A 19,167-nucleotide genomic window follows, 5' to 3' on the forward strand; every position below is an offset into this window, starting at 1 on the left:
GAAGGTTAAGTTATTAACAAAGGTGTGTTGCCAAATGCTGATAACCTATCAGATAATACCACTTTTAACGTTTAATAGTTCGCGGGAATTTGTATTTTTATCAGTTATTAACAATTGACGATATTTTGGAAGCAAAAAATGTTATTTATTCCAAGCTGGAAGCCTTTATCAGGAAGTATTATACCAATGAACTTTTGCGTGGTACGATCTTTTTTATTGGGCTTGGCCTGCTGTATTTTATTTTCACGCTGCTGGTAGAATATTTTTTATGGCTGCCGCAGGGTGGGCGTACTTTTTTATTCTGGATGTTTATCGCAGTAGAGGTTTTCCTTTTGTTCAGGTTTATCCTGTTTCCTGTGTTTAAACTTTTCAAATTACAGAAAGGTATAGACTACCGTCAGGCATCAGATATTATCGGTCGCCATTTTTCTGAGATAAATGACAAGCTTACCAATTTCCTTCAGTTGTCTTCGCAGGAAGAACAATCAGAATTATTGGTAGCATCTATAGAGCAAAAGTCAAACAATTTGCAGCCGGTGCCTTTTAGCAATGCAATTAATTTTAAGAAGAATGTAAGGTACATTCCGTATGCAGCAATACCGTTATTGCTTATCCTGTTCTTTATGATCAGTGGAAATTCAAACATATTTACAGAAAGTTTGGATAGAGTCGTGCATTACGGTAAGCATTACGCACCGCCGGCACCATTTGAATTCGTCATTACAAATAACAGTCTTACAGCTCAGCAGGACACCGATTTTTTGCTTGAAGTAAAAACCCGTGGAACTGTAGTTCCTGAAAATGCCATGATAACGATTGGCAGTGAAAACTATTATCTTGAAAATGTAAAGCCGGGTGTATTTCAGTATCGTTTTGAAAAACCGTCTAAAAATATTGGTTTCGAATTAAAGGCAAACGAAGTTACTTCTGAGCCTTATGAATTGAATGTCGTGGCTGTACCAACTATAGCCAACTTTGAAATGGTACTTAACTTTCCATCGTATCTCAGCAAGAAGTCAGAAGTGATCCGTGGAACAGGAAACGCAGTAGTACCTGAAGGAACTAAAGTTACCTGGAGGGTTGAAGCTTTAGCAACCGGCAGCATTGATTGGGTAGGCGAAGGAACCACTTTAGCATTCAAAAATGACGAAAACACCTTCTCATTTGCTAAAAGTATCATGCATAATACAGATTATCAAATACTTACTTCAAATAGTAAGGTAAAAAATCATGAAAAACTCCAATATCAGCTTACAACTATCAAAGATCAGTTCCCAACCATCTCTGTAGCCAGTGCACCAGACAGTTTAAAGCTGGATAGGGAGGTAGTTTTGGGTCAGGTGTCAGACGATTACGGATTAACTAAACTTCAGATCGTATACTATCCGCAAGATAATCCGGATGCTGCCAAACGTGGAACACTTCCTGTAAAGAAAGAAGTGTATGATCGTTTCTATTATACTTTTCCCGATGGGCTGTCGCTTAAGGAAGGTATAAAATATGAATATTATTTTGAAGTGTCTGATAATGATGCGGTGCATAATTACAAGACTACAAAGTCTTCTGTGTTTTCTCACAGGGAACTTACGCAGGAAGAAAAACGAGAAGAAGCGCTTCAGGAACAAAACAGCAACATCAATAGCCTGGAGAAAACAATCAAGAATCAGGACAAGCAGTTGAGCGAACTGGATAAACTTCAAAAGATGGGTAAGGAGAAGACCGATATGGATTTCAAAGACCAGAAGAAGATCCAGGACTTTATTAACCGCCAGAAACAACAGGATGAAATGATGAAGGAATTCTCTAAAAAACTGGAGAAGAACCTTGATAATTTTAATCCTGAAAAGAAGGACGAGTTTAAGGAAGAACTTAAAAAACGCCTTGAGAAGAATGAAAAGGAAGCCGAGAAAAACCAAAAGCTTCTTGACGAATTAAAGAAACTTGCCGACAAATTAGAGAAAGAAGAATTGTTTGACAAGGTGGACCAACTTAAGAAAAACAGTAAAAACCAGACTAAGAATTTAGAGCAACTGGTAGAACTTACCAAGCGTTTTTATGTTGAGAAGAAAGCAGAACAACTTGCGGATAAATTAAAAGATCTTGGCGACAAACAGGAGAAACTTTCTGAAAGCGAAAAGAATTCTGCCGAAAAACAGGAAGAGATAAATAAAGATTTTGACCAGATACAGGAAGAACTTAAAGAACTTGAACAGCAAAACAAAGAGCTGAAAAAGCCAATGGATATTCCGGTAGATAAAAATGAAGAAAAAAGTATAGAGGACGATATGCAAAAGGCGTCTGATGAACTTAAAAAAGAAAGTAAAGACAACAAGCAAAAAGCAAAACCGAAACAGAAATCTGCGGCCCAGAAAATGAAAAAGATGGGTGGGCAGATGATGGAAATGATGGGTGGAGGTGAAATGGAACAGATGGAAGAAGATGTAAAAATGCTTCGCCAGATATTGGATAACCTTTTGGCTTATTCATTTTCTCAGGAAAATGTAATGGGTAGGTTTAAAGGTAATACAAGAAACTCTGCATCATTTGCCAAGAACCTGAAAATACAGCAAGACCTGAAACAACAGTTTCGTCACGTTGATGACAGCATCTTTGCCATGTCTTTACGTAACCCAAAGATTACCGAGGATATTACTGCAGAAGTGGGCAATGTTCATTATTATGTGGATAAGGCTATAGCTGACCTTGCAGAAAATCTTGTGCCTCGCGGCGTGTCAAACCAGCAGTATGCTATAACATCTGCTAATAAACTAGCCGACTTTTTAAGTGATGCGCTTAACAATATGCAGATGGAAATGCAGGGTTCAGGTCCTGGCAGCCCTAAACCCGGTAAAGGTGGAAAAGGTGATATGCAGTTACCGGATATCATTCAGAAACAGGATCAGCTTTCTAAAAAAATGAAGGATGGCAAGCAGGGAAAAGACGGTAAGAAAGGAGAGGGTGAAGAAGGAGAACCACAGCCCGGAGGTAAGAAGGAAGGTAAAGAAGGCAAGGATGGTAAAGAGGGTAAAACCGGTAAGGGTGGTAAAGGCGGGCAAGGCGGTGGCGATAGCCAGGATGGAGATCAGGAAGGTGATGCCGAGAAGCTTTTGGAGATATATAAGGAGCAGCAACAGCTTAGGGAATCCCTTCAGAAAGCTTTAGATAAACAAGGCATGGGCGGCAACGGGCAGAATGCCATGCGCCAAATGAAAGAGATAGAAAAGCAGCTTTTAAATAAAGGTTTTAAAGGCGATGCTGAACAAAGAATGCAGAACCTGAAACACGAGTTGCTTAAGCTTGATAAAGCAATGCAGCAACAAGGCGAAGAGAACAAAAGGCAATCACAAACAAATACTAAGGAATTTAATAGCAGTGCTAACCGTATTCCTGATGCTTTAAAAGATTATTTAAATAGCGTAGAGATATTAAATAGACAAACCTTACCTTTGCGCCCAAATTTTAACCAAAGGGTACAAACCTATTTCAGGAAAGATGATTAGTTTTAATTACGAAACAGACTTTGAATTACAGGATGAAGAACAGTATGAAAACTGGCTTTCTGTAGTTATCGAATCTGAAGACAAAACAGAAGGAGAGATCAATTACATATTTTGTGATGATGAGTATCTTCTTCAAAAAAATATAGAATTCTTAGACCACGACACGCTTACAGATATTATTAGTTTTGATTACACAATGGGTAATTTAATAAGCGGCGATATATTTATATCTGTTGAAAGGGTTAAAGAAAATGCGGAAGAATACAATGTTTCTTTTGACGATGAATTAAGAAGAGTTATGGCTCACGGTATACTTCATTACTGCGGATACAAAGATAAATCTGAAGAAGATTCGGCAATTATGAGGACTAAAGAAGATGAGAAAAAATCGCTGTTCCACGTGGAACAGTAGATGAGGAAACTTCTTAAATGTGATAAACGTTCCACGTGGAACGTTTTAAAAATAAGTCCAATGTATGTAACGTTCCACGTGGAACGTACCGCTTGGCAAAATTTTTATGATGCAATTTATAACGTTCCACGTGGAACAAGGAGGAATAAAAAATGTTTAACGAGGTATATGATGTAATTGTGGTGGGTGCGGGACACGCAGGTTCAGAGGCTGCTGCGGCAGCAGCTAACATGGGTTCCAAAACGCTGCTTGTTACAATGAGTTTGCAGAACATTGCACAGATGTCATGTAATCCTGCCATGGGCGGAATTGCAAAAGGGCAGATTGTGCGCGAGATTGATGCACTTGGAGGTTACTCAGGAATTGTGTCTGACAAGACAGCGATCCAGTTCAAGATGCTCAACAAATCGAAAGGGCCTGCTATGTGGAGTCCTCGTGTGCAAAGCGACAGAATGCGCTTTGCTGAAGAATGGCGATTGATGCTGGAGCGTACGCCGAATCTCGATTTTTACCAGGAAATGGTTTCTGGAATTTTGATTGAAGATGGAAAAGTAACCGGAATAAGGACATCACTTGGAATCGAAATTAAATCGAAATCTGTGGTGCTGACCAATGGAACATTCCTGAATGGATTGATCCATATCGGAGAAAAACAATTTGGCGGTGGAAGGGCAGGAGAGAGTGCTGCCTACGGCATAACGGAAGATTTAGTTCGCGCTGGATTTACTTCGGGTCGAATGAAAACGGGAACACCACCACGTGTTGATAGCCGCTCGTTAGACTACTCTAAAATGATAGAGCAACCGGGTGATGTTAATCCTGATAAGTTTTCTTATCTGGAATCTACCCAGCCGCTAAAGCATCAGCTTTCGTGCCATATGACGTATACGTCTGAACTTGTGCATAACCTTCTTCGTGAAGGTTTTGATCGTTCGCCGATGTTCAATGGCCGTATCAAAAGCCTTGGGCCGAGATACTGCCCGTCTATAGAAGATAAGATCAATCGATTTGCAGATAAGGACCGCCATCAGTTATTTATTGAACCGGAAGGATGGAATACAATCGAGGTTTATGTAAATGGCTTTTCTACTTCGCTTCCGGAAGACGTTCAGTTCAAAGCATTGAGTTCTGTAGAAGGATTTGAAAAAGTAAAATTCCTTCGACCGGGATATGCGATCGAATACGATTATTTTCCGCCAACACAATTAAAACATACTCTTGAAACCAAACTGGTGGATGGTTTGTATTTTGCCGGACAAATTAACGGTACTACCGGATATGAGGAGGCTGCATCGCAGGGATTGATGGCAGGAATTAATGCCCACCTTAAGGTGCATGATAAAGATCCATTTATTTTGAAACGTAATGAAGCTTATATAGGGGTGCTTATTGACGACCTTATTACAAAAGGTACTGAAGAGCCTTATCGTATGTTTACTTCGAGGGCTGAGTACAGAACGTTGCTTCGTCAGGATAACGCAGATTTTAGGCTTACACCTATGTCATATGGAATTGGCCTTGCGAAAGAGCAGCGCCTTATCCGTATGGAGAAGAAACGTGATCAAAGCGATGCTTTTGTACATTTCTTTAAAGAAACGAGTGTCACTGTAGCAGAAGCGAATCCAATTTTGCAGGCGAAAGAGTCCTCACTAATTTCTCAACCCGATAAAATGTTTAAGGTATTTTCACGTCCTCAAATAGATCTTGACGATATTCTTAAATTTGAAAAAGTAAAAGAATACATTGCGGAGCATGATCTTGATCGTGAAGTAATAGAACAGGCCGAAGTTCAGGTTAAATATTCCGGTTATATAGAAAAGGAAAAAAATAATGCCGATAAGCTAAACAGGCTTGAAGATTTAAAAATTCCTGAAAATTTTGATTACGATAAAATAAAATCATTATCGTATGAAGCGCGTGAAAAAATGAAAAAAATCAGACCGGTAACAATTTCTCAGGCATCTCGCATAAGTGGCGTTTCTCCGAGTGATGTTTCTGTGCTTTTAATATATATGGGACGATGATAAAAATGTTTCACGTGGAACAAAAAATAAAAACCCTTTTTGTAAAAGGGTTTTTTGTGTTTTTTGCCGGGAGTCTATTATTAAGCTGTGTTACACCAAGACATACTGTAGAAGTAGGCGATTATTTGATTCTGGAGGACGGGAAGCAAGTTTTAGGTAAGGAAAAAGGGCTAAAATGCTTCTTTTTTGAAAATAATCAGCGAAAACAGCCATTTCAACAGTTTGTAACGTATAAATATGGAATTGGTGGAACGGAAGATTTGTTTTGGTATGTAAAACTTGACGGTAAACGTTATAAATGCCTGATGTACTCAAATGATGAGTTGATGAAATATTATGACCTTTCTCAATTTATGGTTAGCAATGTAGAAACAGAAGTTAATAGAGTAGGCTCAACTGCAAATTTTCTTGGGATATCTGTAGTTGACGATTTTAACGAAGACTGCCTGTCGCCGGAATCGCTTTTCCAGAATGCGGTGCTAAAATATCTTAAGGATTTAAAATTTGAATACAACAATTATTAATGGACTTTTCTAACCACAACAATTATATCAAGGTAAAAGATTACTCTGTATCAGGAGAAGAATTTGAATTATTACTTGATCAAGAATTACAATTATTAAAAACCTATCCGCAACCGTCTGCAGAAAAATTAGGTAGTTACTATGAAAGCGATGACTATATTTCGCACACAGATGGTAAGCGCTCACTGTTTGAAAAATTATATCACGCCGTAAAACAGAAAGCATTACGCGATAAAATTCAATTAATTGAGAAATTTCAGCCGACAAAAGGGAAAATTCTTGATATTGGCGCAGGAACAGGTGATTTCTTAATTACGGCACAAAAAAACGGTTGGGATATAACCGGCATAGAACCCAGCGTTAAAGCTAAGTCTATTGCATCTGATAAGGGTGTTTCTTTCGTTAACACATCATCTAACATTGCAGATCAGTCTATGGATGTGATTTCTATGTGGCACGTACTTGAGCATGTGCCAGATGTGAATGCCCAAATTACTGAATTGAAAAGAATTCTGAAACCGAATGGAGTAATAATAATTGCAGTGCCAAATTTTAAATCTTACGATGCGCAATACTACGGGAAATTTTGGGCGGCGTATGACGTGCCAAGGCATTTGTGGCATTTTTCTAAAACGTCTATAAGGATGCTTTTTGCAAAACAGGATTTAGAACTGGTAAAAATTTTCCCGATGAAATTTGACAGTTTTTATGTTAGCCTTTTGTCGGAAAAATATAAGACAGGGAAAATGAATTTTGTAAAAGGATTTTTTACCGGATTACAATCAAATATAAAAGCGTCGCGAAATTTTGAATATTCTTCGCATATTTATGTAATAAAACACGTCAAAAACTTAATAAATTGATTCTAAAAGCACTTCTTGCGGCTAAATATACGTTTGGGTTGGGGTATTTTGAAACGACGGGAAATCGCCTTATTTGAAGCCGGTTTTGATTGACTATATTTATCGTCAGAGGATGCTTCTATAAAATTTGTCTATATCTAAAAAAAACAGCCAAAAAATCTGTTTTTTTGGTACTTTACAACTTATTACTACTTTTACGGAAATTTTTAAAAATAATTCTAAAATCAGGAAATGAAAAAATCACTTTTGATATTCGGTTTTGCCCTTGCGGTAATTTCATGCAACAAAGAAGCAGGCAGTACTGCAGCGGCAGGTTTAAAAACTGCTTATGTGGATACAAACAAAATTGTTCAGGATCTAGACGAGTATAAAGAACTGGACTCGCAAAGCAAAACTAAAAGAGAGGTGATGGCTCAGGAGCTTCAGGCAAAAGCACACCAGTTTGACCTTGACCGTGCAAGTTTCCCTGAAGAGGCTAAAGCTAAAGGAATGCAATGGGCGCAGCTTAGACAGCAGCAGTTACAAAAAACAGGTCAGGAATTGCAAATGACACAAGAGTCTATGCTCCAGTCACTTGAGCAGGAATTTGGCCCTAAGCAAGATTCTCTTGTTAGCAAAATCAAGAAGCATGTTAAGGAATATGGCAAGAAAAATGGCTATGACTATATTTATGGATCCGGAGATGTTGTAAGCATAATGTATGCTAAAGATAACTATGATATTACAGCTAAAATAACTAAAGAATTGAACGATAGTTATAAAGGGTCTGCTAAGAAAGAAGAAACTACAAAAACTGAGACTACAAAGACTGAAGTTAAAAAATAGTATTGTACAATATATAAAGATGCCTCCCGAAACGGAGGCATTTTTTTTGCAGTTTAATCTGCTTAAAAATGCGTAATTTTCGCCACTCAATTTATACGCCTCATGGAAACTATCTCTACAGCCGCTTCTTTTGCCTTACGCTTTATAAACCAGACAAATAGGTCGGTTTTCTTAACGGGAAAAGCGGGTACAGGTAAAACTACGCTGCTGAGGGAAATTATCCGTACAACCCATAAAAATGTTATTGTTGTAGCGCCAACAGGCATCGCTGCTTTAAACGCCGGTGGAGTGACCATACATTCAATGTTCCAATTGCCGTTTGCCGGATTCTTACCTGTACATAATGAGGCGCCGCAATTCTCTGAATATGTAAAGTTCGAGACTAAAGATACGTTGCGTCGCCACTTCCGTATGCGAGCTGATAAGCAATCGGTTATCAATAATTTGGAACTGTTGGTTATAGACGAGGTAAGTATGCTTCGTGCAGATCTTCTTGATGCCATGGACTTCATGCTACGTTCTGTTCGTAAGAAAAATCTTCCGTTTGGAGGTGTGCAGATATTATATATCGGCGATCTTTTACAATTGCCACCAGTAGTGAAAAATGAGGAATGGGACGTATTGCGCAATTATTATAAAGGTAAGTTCTTTTTTCATTCGCATGTTGTGCAGCATGACCCGCCGCTTTATATTGAACTTGATAAAATATACAGGCAGACCGATTCGGTATTTATAGATGTGCTTAATAATTTGAGGAACAATGTAATAACCGAAAGTGACCTTAAGGTTTTAAATACATTTGTCCAGCCGGACTTTGACTCTACAAAACATACCGGCTACATTACACTAACTACACATAATGCAAAGGCAGATGCAATGAATGCCACATCGCTCGAAGAACTGGACGAAAAGCAATATACTTACCATCCTGAAATTGTGGGCGATTTTCCAGATAAGATATATCCTGTAGAAAGCGAGCTGAAGCTTAAGGTGGGGGCACAGGTGATGTTCATTAAAAATGACCTTTCGCCAGAGAAGCGGTATTATAATGGAAAAATCGGGGTAATCAAATCATTATCAGATGAAGAGATTCTGGTACATTTTCCTGATGAAAATGAAACCATCGAAGCCACTAAATACGAATGGCAGAACGTTCGCTACCTTGTAGACGAAGTTACAAAAGAGATAAAGGATGACGTTTTAGGCACATTTGTTCACTTTCCGCTTAAACTGGCGTGGGCGATAACCGTTCATAAGAGCCAGGGATTGACATTTGACAAAGCTGTGCTTGATGTATCGCAGGTTTTTATGCCGGGACAGGCGTATGTCGCTCTTTCGCGTTTACGTTCGTTAGAAGGACTTATTTTGCTTTCTGCAATACGGATGAATGGTATTTCGAGTGATGCAGATGTGATAGGTTATGCATCGGGAAGGGCAGAGGAGGGCGAACTTGAAAATTCGCTTAAGCAGGAAACCGAGCGCTTTATTGCCAACTTCCTGAAAAACAGTTTCGACTGGGGCGACCTGGCAACCGAATGGCAGCGCCACAAGATGAGTTACCTCAGTGAAGGTCCAAAATCGCTTAAGGCCGGATACCGCGACTGGGCGAACCGTCAGGAAAATAATATTCATGGACTGCTTGATGCTTCACGCAAATTTATCTCACAGCTTGATAAGCTTTTCAGGCAGCCTGAAATTGATCTAAACTTTGTGGCCGAGCGTGTTACAGCGGCATACGACTATTTTTTCCCAATGATGGACAGCCTTGCATCGGGTGTACTGGAGAAAATGGAGGAGGTAAAGCGCATAAGGAAAGCCAAAGGATTTTATGAAGAACTGGCAGAACTTGAAGAAGCGCAGACTACAGCGGTTATCAGGCTGATGAAATCTAAATTATTAATGCAAATCGTAATTGATGGGAAGGCTATAAGCCGTGAACATTTGGTTTCGCCTGATATACAGTCGTATAAATCAAAAAAAATCGAGGCGCTGCGCGCAACTTTAAGCAAGAACCCTGTTACGCTGCTTCAGGAGCCTGAAGATGATTATGAAAACGAGCGCTACGCGCCTAAGAAGAAAAAATCGGCTGAGCCTAAAAAAACGACGCTTGAGGAAACCCATGAACTCTGGCTGCAAAAAATGTCGATTGAAGATATTGCAAGAACAAGAAAACTGACCGAAACAACAATAATGAGCCATTTTGCGGGGCTTATACAGGCCGGAAAGGTGCGCATCGAAGATGTATTGCCACAGGACAGAATAATTGCACTTAAAAACGCTTTTAAAGACTTTGAGGGCGAAGCGCTGGGCGGACTGAAGGAAAAATTTGGCGATGAATTCAGCTGGGGAGAGCTAAGGCTCTTCAGGGCAAGCCTGCAGGACAGCTAACAAAAAATGCGAACCAAAAGGTTCGCATTTTTTGTTTATGAAAGGTACTGCTTGGATATCAGATTATTAAATAATAGATTATAACCAGGTAAGCAATAGAACTGCCGGGATAAAATAGATAACAATAGTTCTTGCACCGTCATAATCTTTAGCCATGCGTTGGCCTAAAAGTAAAAACAGGAGGGTGATGCACGATAATAATGCACCCCAAAAGGCAAATTCCGTTTCGCCATTAACACCTATCTGGATTGCGCCGATAACCGAAAAAGCACCTGCAAATATTTCAAGAACAAGGATAAGGAAAAGTGATTGTGGCACGATATTTTTTATAGGTGCCTGAGCAAAGTGGCCTTTAAGCCATTCTACGTTTCCTTTCCAGTCGGCAATTTTGTCGTAGCCTGATTGAATAAAAGTTATCGCTAAAAAAGCAAGTGAGATAATAATGGCAACATGCGTGTACATAGTCTTATTTTTTATGAATTAAACGTGTAAGTTTTATAGATAGATCGGTTAAAATAATCTTGGCATTTCCGTTACGCTCAATATGGTACAGCGCATCGCTCAGTTCTTTAAAAATATCGTTGATGTTATTGCCATTTACAAAAGGGGCAAAATTCTCCAGCTTAAATTTATCAACGGTCGGTTCCATGAAAACGAGCTCTTTGGCATTGTAATTCATAAGCAGCGCCTGGCGGAACATATCAATACAAAAATTAAGGAATTGCTTTTGTGCCTCACGGCCAATACCGGCAATGGCCTCACTCCAGGCAATAAGGTCCTGAATGGCAGCGGCATTTCCTTTTGCTCTAAAGGCAGCGCGTACCCACATAACGAACCATTCTTCAAACGGCTGGTCGTCATCGGTTTTATGCAACAAGTGAAGCGCTTTATTGTAATTGCCCTGAGCCTGATGTGCCAACTTTTGTGCTGCGCGGGGTTCCATATTTTCACGTGAAACAAGTGCATCAATAATTGGCTTTTCACCCAGCGGCCCAAAGTTAAGCACCTGACAGCGTGAAAGTATAGTTTGAAGGATATCGTCCTGGCTTTCGGCAATCAGGATAAAAACCGTTTTTTCGGGCGGTTCTTCTAAAAGCTTCAGCAATTTATTTGCCGTGGCGGTGTTCATCTTATCGGCCATCCAGATGATCATCACCTTATGGCCGCCTTCATACGCTTTTAGCGAAAGTGATTTTACTATCTCAAGAGCTTCATCTACACCTATCTGACCCTGTTTGTTCTGTATATCAATTTTTTTGTACCAGTCAAATAGGCTGCCGTATGGTGTTTCCTCTACAAATTCGCGCCAGTATTTTAAGAAATTTGCGCTTACAGGGTGGCTTTTTACCTCGCTGTTTGCCGCTACCGGAAATACAAAATGCAAATCAGGGTGCGACAGGTTACGGAATTTCAGGTTGCAGGCCTCGTTGCCATTCTGGTTGTCTGCCCCGGAATTGCTGCACAAAATATACTGTGCATAAGCAATGGCCATAGGCAGAGTACCAGATCCTTCCGGGCCTATAAACAGCTGCGCATGAGGTATGCGCGCTGAGGAAGCACTAGTAGTAAGATGGTTTTTAATGTGTTCCTGTCCTAAGATTTCTGTAAAAAGCATGGGCAAATATAGTAGAAATAGTTGCAGAGTTTTTAATTAATATTTTAAAGGTACTTTTAAAATCAAAATTATTGACCAACAACGGATAACTACTATTCCCATCTAATAAAATCGGGATTTTCATCATGAATTTCTTTCAACATTTTGCCTATATAACTATTTTTGTCTTGTAAAGTAATTACTAATGTATCAATTGCTCTGGTCATTGGAATTAAAGCCCATAAATACACAAATCGGTTTCTTTTTTCTTCATAAGTTTCTAAAGCTAATTCTCCCAAATTTTCTTCTTCATAAGTTTCAGTTTTATATTTTATAAAATCGTCAAAATCTAAGCAGACAACTGACCAACCTTCTAAACCTCTACAAGATTCATATTGTAATATTCTATGTTCATCTAAATCAACAACATATTCACTTCTTAAATCTGAATTTGTGCCGTCCCATAAATTAATGCCGTCATTTTTGTAATTTTCTAAATACGCAAAGCTTTTACAAATTGTTTCGTGACCATATTTATCTTTTGTTTTCTCTTTTTTTACTAAATTTGGAGGTACTAAAAACATCATTTCATACGCTGAATTTCCATTCTTTACGCAAGAGTTATATACCTCTTCATGCAATGCTTTATCATAAGGTTTAGTTCTAATAATAATGTTTCCTCCTATCAACTCTTCTTTAGGTTCTAAAGACCAATTTATATCAAGTTTTTTTGCTAACTCATTGACAAAATTCACTAAATTTACTTTTTGACGTAGTCCTCTTTTTTCATTTGTTTTCTGAAAATCATTCAGTCGCATTTTTTCTGTCCAATTACATTTTTTCTGTCCTCTTATTAACTGATCTACACCATCGGCAATAATTACTTTCTGTGAGCCAAAAATTTTAAAAATTACATTTTTTTCAATTTCTTCCCAATCTTGAGCTTCATCAATTAGTATGAAATCCCACGAAACTTGTTCCTGTCTAGAATCCATCAAATTTTGAATATCAGTTTCATTAATTAAGCCATTTTCGATATATGAATATAATTCTTTTAATAATTCTTTATATGAATTTATAAAGTCGGGAATATATTTTTTGCCATTTGGAGATTCAATTATGTTTCCTACACCAAACCCTAAAAGGATATCATAAAAAAATTTATGCAATGTGCTGATATTAACTGAATACGAATCTATGCTATCAGGGATGTCTGCCAATGCCAAAGTTCTTTTTATGTCGCTGACCAATGCATGATTATATGTGAGAATAAGACTTCGAGCATTTTTATTTATTGCAAGATCACATGCAATTGTAAGAAGTTTAATGGTTTTTCCAGTCCCTGCTCTACCAGCAATTATCACTAATTTATCACCAATTGATTTTGCATATTGTTGATCAGCTAATAATTTTGATGTAATACGGGCAATTTTTTTACGAGTTAAATCGCCAATTCCATTTTTCACAATTGTAAATAAGTCAAACACTTTCGATATTTTATTTAAATCAATATCTTGTGAATAATTAAAGGAGCTGAATCCTGGGTATCCTCTAAAATTCCCAAGATTATCTAAAGCCTGAAAAGGAGAATTTTGAATGCATGCTGATGAAACTAACGTTTGAAAGTTAAATGATGTAGGCAAATAATTATTCTTGTTCTGAATTCTTTGGTTGGTGCCTATGAGGTTTCTTATAGATTCTGAACTAACATTTCTTAACCAAATAAAATTACATACATAAGGTTTATAGTTAAGCCGATCTTCGAAAAAACTTGAAAGTGAATACTTTTGATTTTCGCTTTGAGTAGTTACGTCTTTTAAATTATTATCATATCTTACTAAAAGATTTAATCCATTTAACTGAATATCTTCAGCCCTATGCTTTTTTGTTTCAAATACAAAACAAAAATCATTGATATAAACTTTTCTCATTTCTTCGTCAAGTTCAATATACTCGTTAAATCTCTTTGTCCTCGCTTTTGTATTGATTATTGTTGAATAATTTTCTAATCTTCCAATTGCGATTAAGTCAATATCCTTTACTGCCTGTCCAAATAAAGTTGCGTTTGGGATTATCAAAATTTCACCATTTATTCTGCTTAAACTAGCCTGAAAAATTTGCTTTAGTATCCTTGCATCATTGTATTCAGAAGTTCCTTCGAAGCCTTTAATTGTAATATTTACCATCTTTGATTAGTTAAAATTAATCTGACAATTTTCATATTTATAATTACTCAAAAGTAACTAATTAATGAAGATGAATTTTTGTGTTGTAAGAAAATGTCTGCTATCGTGAGGGATGAAACAAAATTTAGTTTCAAAAATATGAGTTAGTTAATTCATCTTGTTACATAATACTACCGTTTTATGTGTTAATTTAAACTTTAACACTGATGTAATTAATTGAATTACAGTATATTGTTTTAAATTTAAAAATCTTTTTAAACAATTTATTGGCAACTTATTAACATAATCGCCTATATTTGCCTTTCTACTATTTCTAACAAAAACTAAAAACGCATTAATGAAAACCCTTGCCGATATTAATTTTGCCGATAAAAAAGCTATAATCCGTGTAGATTTTAACGTACCTCTTGATGAAAATTTTAAAGTTACCGATACTACCCGAATCGAAGCTGCTAAACCAACTATCGATAAAATTTTAAAAGACGGCGGAAGCGTTATCTTAATGTCGCACTTAGGAAGGCCGAAAGGTGTGGAAGAGAAATATTCACTAAAGCACATTGTAGATACTACGTCTAAAATACTGGGTGTTACTGTAAAATTTGTCACTGACAGCATTGGTGCAGAAGTAGAGCAGGCTGCTAAAGACCTGAAACCGGGCGAAGTATTGCTTCTTGAAAACCTTCGTTTTTATAAAGAAGAGGAAGCGGGCGATGAGGGTTTTGCTAAAAAACTTGCTGGCCTGGGCGATGTTTATGTAAATGATGCCTTTGGTACAGCACATCGTGCACATGCCTCTACAACGATCATAGCAAATTATTTTCCTGAAGATAAAGTTTTTGGCGAGCTTCTTGCTAAGGAGATCGACAGTTTGAATAAAGTACTAAGAAACAGTGAAAAACCGGTAACGGCAGTTCTTGGCGGATCTAAAGTGTCGTCTAAGATCACGGTTATAGAAAACATACTTGATAAAGTAGACCACCTGATCATTGGTGGTGGTATGACCTTTACTTTTATCAAAGCACAGGGCGGAAAAATTGGTGATTCCATTTGTGAGGATGACAAACAAGACCTTGCCCTGGAAATTTTGGCTAAAGCCAAAGAAAAGAACGTACAGATACACATTCCTGTAGATGTTATTGCAGCAGACAGCTTTAGCAATGATGCAAAAACTCAGGTGGTAGATGTAACTGCTATTCCAGACGGATGGCAGGGGCTTGACGCAGGGCCAAAATCGTTAGAAAACTTTAAAAAAGTTATTCTTGAGTCTAAAACCATTCTTTGGAATGGCCCACTTGGCGTTTTTGAAATGGAAAACTTTGCTAAAGGCACCATTGCCCTTGGTAATTTTATCGCCGAAGCTACAGATAAAGGTGCTTTCTCACTTGTAGGAGGAGGAGACTCTGTGGCGGCAGTTAAGCAGTTTGGCCTTGAGCCAAAAATGAGTTATGTTTCTACAGGAGGCGGCGCTATGCTTGAAATGCTTGAAGGCAAAACACTACCGGGTATCGCCGCGATACAGGGAGAGTAGTGTTAAAGTTTGCAATAGAAATTTAAAATTAAAGTTATCATACTTTGTTACTTTGTAATGCATTGTAATTTAACTGATTAAAAAAGTAAATTAGATGAGTAAAAAGAAAACATTGTCAATAGTTTTCGCACTGTTATCCTTTGCAGGTTTTGCGCAGGAGAGTGCTTTAACCGACATTGCTCCGGTTGCCCCAATAGTAAAACTCTCGTTCTTAGATTCTATTAAATCCACATTTGTCCGCCACAGCGATATGGCTTGTGTAGACAGCCTTTGGGTACAGGAACTTACAAATACAGACCTTTACGAGAATATGCAGGACGATCTTAAAAGGATCAATCCTGATGTGGAGGTAGATTACAGCCTTTCTACAGAACTTTTAAAAGAAAGGCTTGCAAAGCTGGATGCTAAATCTCCGTTTAACATTGAGTATAGCAAAGGCCTTGAAAATATCATAAAATCGTACCTGAAAAACAGGCCAAGATCGTATGAGCGCCTTATGGCAATATCAGAATACTATTTCCCAATGTTTGAAGAGCACCTTGCAAAGTACAATGTGCCTATCGAAATCAAATACCTGGCTGTTATAGAATCGGCACTTAACCCAAGAGCTAAATCAAGGGTAGGAGCAACAGGATTATGGCAGTTTATGTACCCTACAGGAAAACAATATAACCTTGAGGTTAATAGCTATGTGGACGAAAGAAGCGACCCTATTAAAGCGACAGAAGCTGCATGCCAATACTTATCAAGTCTTTACAACATCTTTGGTGACTGGGATCTTGTATTAGCATCATACAATGCAGGTCCGGGTAACGTTACCAAAGCGATACGCCGTTCAGGTTCATACAGCAACTACTGGAACATCCGTAAAAACCTTCCGCAGGAAACCCAGGCCTATGTACCTACATTCCTTGCTACCATGTATATCTATGAATATGCTAAAGACCACGGAATTAAAGCTAAAAAAGCTCCGATAACATATTTTGAAACCGATACGGTAATGGTGAAACGCCAGATGTCGTTCAAGCAGATAGCTAACCTGCTTGATGTGCCGGTATCTCAGCTGGAATTGCTTAATCCTATCTATAAACTGGATATTATTCCGTTTACTACAGAAAAGGCACACTATTTGAGATTACCTAAAGATAAGATCGCTTTATTTACTTCAAATGAAAAATCGGTGTATGCCTACATTGATTATGAAGACAGCAAAAGAGAGAAGCCGTTCTTTGCAGATAAAGAAACTGCTGTTGCCGCTGTAAGACGCGATAGCTCATCTTCAAGGGCTGTAGCTTCAAGAAGTTCATCTGTAACGAGAGAAAAATCAGTTTCAACTAAAGTTCACACTGTGAAAAGAGGTGATAACCTTGGCGAAATTGCTTCCAAATATGACGTAAGCATTGCCGACCTTAGAAAATGGAATAAGATTAAAGGCAACAATATAATGGCCGGGCAAAGGATTAAGATCCAGAAAACGGTTATCTTAAGCACTCCGGTTAAAGAAGAGGCTATTGCTGCAAAAGAATCTAAAGATAAAGATATTGTAACAACTAAGACTGCATCGGTCACGGCAAATGCTAAAACTGCTGTTGCGGCTAACAATGATGCTGATACAGATAACGATAATGGTGATGTTGCAGTAACTCCGACAGCAGATGCTAAGACGGCTATCGTAGCAAAAGAAGTTACAAAACGTCCTAAAGAATACAATTATGAGCAGGAGCGCATGTACATAGTACAAAAAGGGGATTCACTTTTCAGCATTGCAAGAAAACACCCTGGCGTAACTGTAGAAAACCTTAAAAACTGGAATAAGATTCAGGGCGAGAGCATTCAGCCCGGTATGAAGCTTAAGGTTGTAGAGGTTAACTAAATAACCTTACAAATAAATTTACTACAATGAAAAGGCTGAAACAAACCTTTGTATTTGTTTTTGTTCTTTGCTGTATAGCCTGCAACAGGGAAAAACATAAGGATGGTAATTCCTCAAAAGGCAATATAAATGAAATTTCTATTGTAATAAGCGATGTTCTATGGAACGGCGAAGTGGGCGACAGCCTGCGAAAAAAATTCGCCGCTCCGGTAGACGGGCTTACACAGGAAGAACCTATTTTTACCCTTAACCAGCTTCACGACAAATCTTTTGACGGCGGTTTTAAAAAAGGCCGTAACATTATCGTGATTGATAATGATGCAAAAAAAGGTTACGATTTTAATCAGAACAATTATTGTTCCCACCAAAATGTTTTCATCATTAAGGGGCGTTCTATCGACGATATTATCGCAGAGATAGACATGCATTCTGATGAGATCATCAGAAAGATAAGGGAAACTGAAATTGACGAAAACCAACAGCGAAATATTAAGCTTGGGCTTGTGAATGATAAGCCGATAGAGAATCAGTATAATATTTCCATAAACATTCCTTCTACCTACAGCTACGCGATCCAGAATAAGAATTTTATATGGCTTAAAAAGGATATCCCGAGCGGTAACAACAATATCCTGCTGTATAAAGTTCCCTTTAAACGCATTGAGCGCGAAAAAACTATCGTTACCAACATTATACAGATGCGCGATTCTATTGGCAATGAATATATCCACGGACAAGAACCGGGAACATTTATGGCTACAGAAGAAGCTTATTCGCCTTATCTTTTCATGACCAGCTTTAGGGATAAACCTGCGTTTGAAACACGCGGCAACTGGGAAATGAAGAATGATTTTATGAATGGGCCGTTTCTTAACTATGCAATTCGTGACGATAAGCACAACTGCTATCTTGTTATAGAAGGATTCATCTACAGTCCATCATCACCTAAAAGAGATTTGGTCATAGAGCTTGAATCTATAATCAAATCGGTAAAATTTTTATGAAACCAGAATTCAAAATAAAGCGATTTAACGAACTTTCTTTATCTGAACTATACGAAACCCTGCAATTGCGCAGCGAGGTGTTTGTAGTAGAGCAGGATTGCGTTTACCAGGATATTGATGGTAAAGATGATAAGGCATTGCACGTTTTAGGTGTTGTAGATGGCAAAATTGCTGCTTACAGCCGCCTTTTTGCACCAGGCTATTATTTTGATAATGCCTCAATAGGCAGAGTGGTGATAGGGCAGGAGTACCGCGCTAATAAGTGGGGACACGACCTTATTGCTGCGGGTATTGACGGTATAAAGGAATATTATGATACATCAGCAATTACGATATCTGCACAGCTGTACCTTAAAAAATTCTACGAAACCCACGGTTTTGTTCAGGATGGCGAAGAATATCTTGAAGACGGCATTCCGCATATAAAAATGCACCGCGATTAGTAT

Annotated in this window: 14 protein-coding genes; 11 read left to right on the forward strand and 3 right to left on the reverse strand. The window is 38.1% G+C overall.

All coding sequences use genetic code 11. The annotated features are described in order from the left end of the window. Positions 1-125 precede the first annotated feature (125 nt). The 7 genes from R1T16_RS04930 to R1T16_RS04960 all read left to right on the forward strand — a co-directional run bounded on the left by R1T16_RS04930 (position 126) and on the right by R1T16_RS04960 (position 10,536). Positions 126-3,500: a DUF4175 family protein gene (locus tag R1T16_RS04930; RefSeq protein ID WP_317499967.1), complete on the forward strand. Its 3,375-nt coding sequence runs from the start codon at positions 126-128 to the stop codon at positions 3,498-3,500. Next, positions 3,493-3,912, forward strand: a complete 420-nt coding sequence (gene ybeY, locus R1T16_RS04935; RefSeq protein ID WP_317499968.1) for an rRNA maturation RNase YbeY — start codon at positions 3,493-3,495, stop codon at positions 3,910-3,912. The genes R1T16_RS04930 and ybeY overlap by 8 nt, the downstream gene beginning before the upstream one ends. Before the next feature lie 152 nt (positions 3,913-4,064). Continuing rightward, positions 4,065-5,936: a tRNA uridine-5-carboxymethylaminomethyl(34) synthesis enzyme MnmG gene (gene mnmG / locus R1T16_RS04940; RefSeq protein ID WP_317499969.1), complete on the forward strand. Its 1,872-nt coding sequence runs from the start codon at positions 4,065-4,067 to the stop codon at positions 5,934-5,936. 14 nt (positions 5,937-5,950) lie between these two features. Then, positions 5,951-6,460 carry a hypothetical protein gene (locus tag R1T16_RS04945; RefSeq protein ID WP_317499970.1) on the forward strand — a complete coding sequence of 170 codons (510 nt, stop codon included), beginning with the start codon at positions 5,951-5,953 and terminating at the stop codon, positions 6,458-6,460. Further along, positions 6,460-7,323 carry a class I SAM-dependent methyltransferase gene (locus tag R1T16_RS04950; RefSeq protein ID WP_317499971.1) on the forward strand — a complete coding sequence of 288 codons (864 nt, stop codon included), beginning with the start codon at positions 6,460-6,462 and terminating at the stop codon, positions 7,321-7,323. The genes R1T16_RS04945 and R1T16_RS04950 overlap by 1 nt, the downstream gene beginning before the upstream one ends. 231 nt (positions 7,324-7,554) lie before the next feature. Further along, positions 7,555-8,148, forward strand: a complete 594-nt coding sequence (locus tag R1T16_RS04955; RefSeq protein ID WP_317499972.1) for an OmpH family outer membrane protein — start codon at positions 7,555-7,557, stop codon at positions 8,146-8,148. A gap of 102 nt (positions 8,149-8,250) precedes the next feature. Further along, complete coding sequence (locus R1T16_RS04960; protein ID WP_317499973.1) at positions 8,251-10,536, forward strand: helix-turn-helix domain-containing protein; 2,286 nt, start codon at positions 8,251-8,253, stop codon at positions 10,534-10,536. Positions 10,537-10,614: 78 nt separating this feature from the next. On the opposite strand, the gene R1T16_RS04965 is transcribed toward R1T16_RS04960, so the two are convergent. The 3 genes from R1T16_RS04965 to R1T16_RS04975 all read right to left on the reverse strand — a co-directional run bounded on the left by R1T16_RS04965 (position 10,615) and on the right by R1T16_RS04975 (position 14,316). Next, on the reverse strand, positions 10,615-10,998 hold the full coding sequence (locus R1T16_RS04965) for a DoxX family protein (protein WP_317499974.1): 384 nt from the start codon (positions 10,996-10,998) through the stop codon (positions 10,615-10,617). A gap of 4 nt (positions 10,999-11,002) precedes the next feature. Beyond that, a complete protein-coding gene (locus R1T16_RS04970) occupies positions 11,003-12,151 on the reverse strand; it encodes a DNA polymerase III subunit delta' (protein ID WP_317499975.1) in 1,149 nt (382 codons plus the stop codon). A 92-nt stretch (positions 12,152-12,243) separates the two neighbouring features. Continuing rightward, complete coding sequence (locus tag R1T16_RS04975) at positions 12,244-14,316, reverse strand: AAA family ATPase (protein WP_317499976.1); 2,073 nt, start codon at positions 14,314-14,316, stop codon at positions 12,244-12,246. Between the two features lie 337 nt (positions 14,317-14,653). Between R1T16_RS04975 and R1T16_RS04980 the strand changes: the two genes are divergently transcribed. The 4 genes from R1T16_RS04980 to R1T16_RS04995 all read left to right on the forward strand — a co-directional run bounded on the left by R1T16_RS04980 (position 14,654) and on the right by R1T16_RS04995 (position 19,164). Then, on the forward strand, positions 14,654-15,844 hold the full coding sequence (locus R1T16_RS04980) for a phosphoglycerate kinase (protein WP_317499977.1): 1,191 nt from the start codon (positions 14,654-14,656) through the stop codon (positions 15,842-15,844). A gap of 94 nt (positions 15,845-15,938) precedes the next feature. After that, positions 15,939-17,717 carry a lytic transglycosylase domain-containing protein gene (locus R1T16_RS04985; RefSeq protein ID WP_317499978.1) on the forward strand — a complete coding sequence of 593 codons (1,779 nt, stop codon included), beginning with the start codon at positions 15,939-15,941 and terminating at the stop codon, positions 17,715-17,717. Positions 17,718-17,743: 26 nt separating this feature from the next. Further along, positions 17,744-18,721 carry a DUF4837 family protein gene (locus R1T16_RS04990; protein ID WP_317499979.1) on the forward strand — a complete coding sequence of 326 codons (978 nt, stop codon included), beginning with the start codon at positions 17,744-17,746 and terminating at the stop codon, positions 18,719-18,721. Beyond that, entirely contained in the window at positions 18,718-19,164 is a 447-nt protein-coding gene (locus R1T16_RS04995; protein ID WP_317499980.1) for a GNAT family N-acetyltransferase, read from the forward strand. The genes R1T16_RS04990 and R1T16_RS04995 overlap by 4 nt, the downstream gene beginning before the upstream one ends. Positions 19,165-19,167: the final 3 nt, after the last annotated feature.

The organism is Flavobacterium sp. DG1-102-2 (genome assembly GCF_033042555.1).
In the GTDB taxonomy this organism is placed as follows: Bacteria; Bacteroidota; Bacteroidia; order Flavobacteriales; family Flavobacteriaceae; genus Flavobacterium.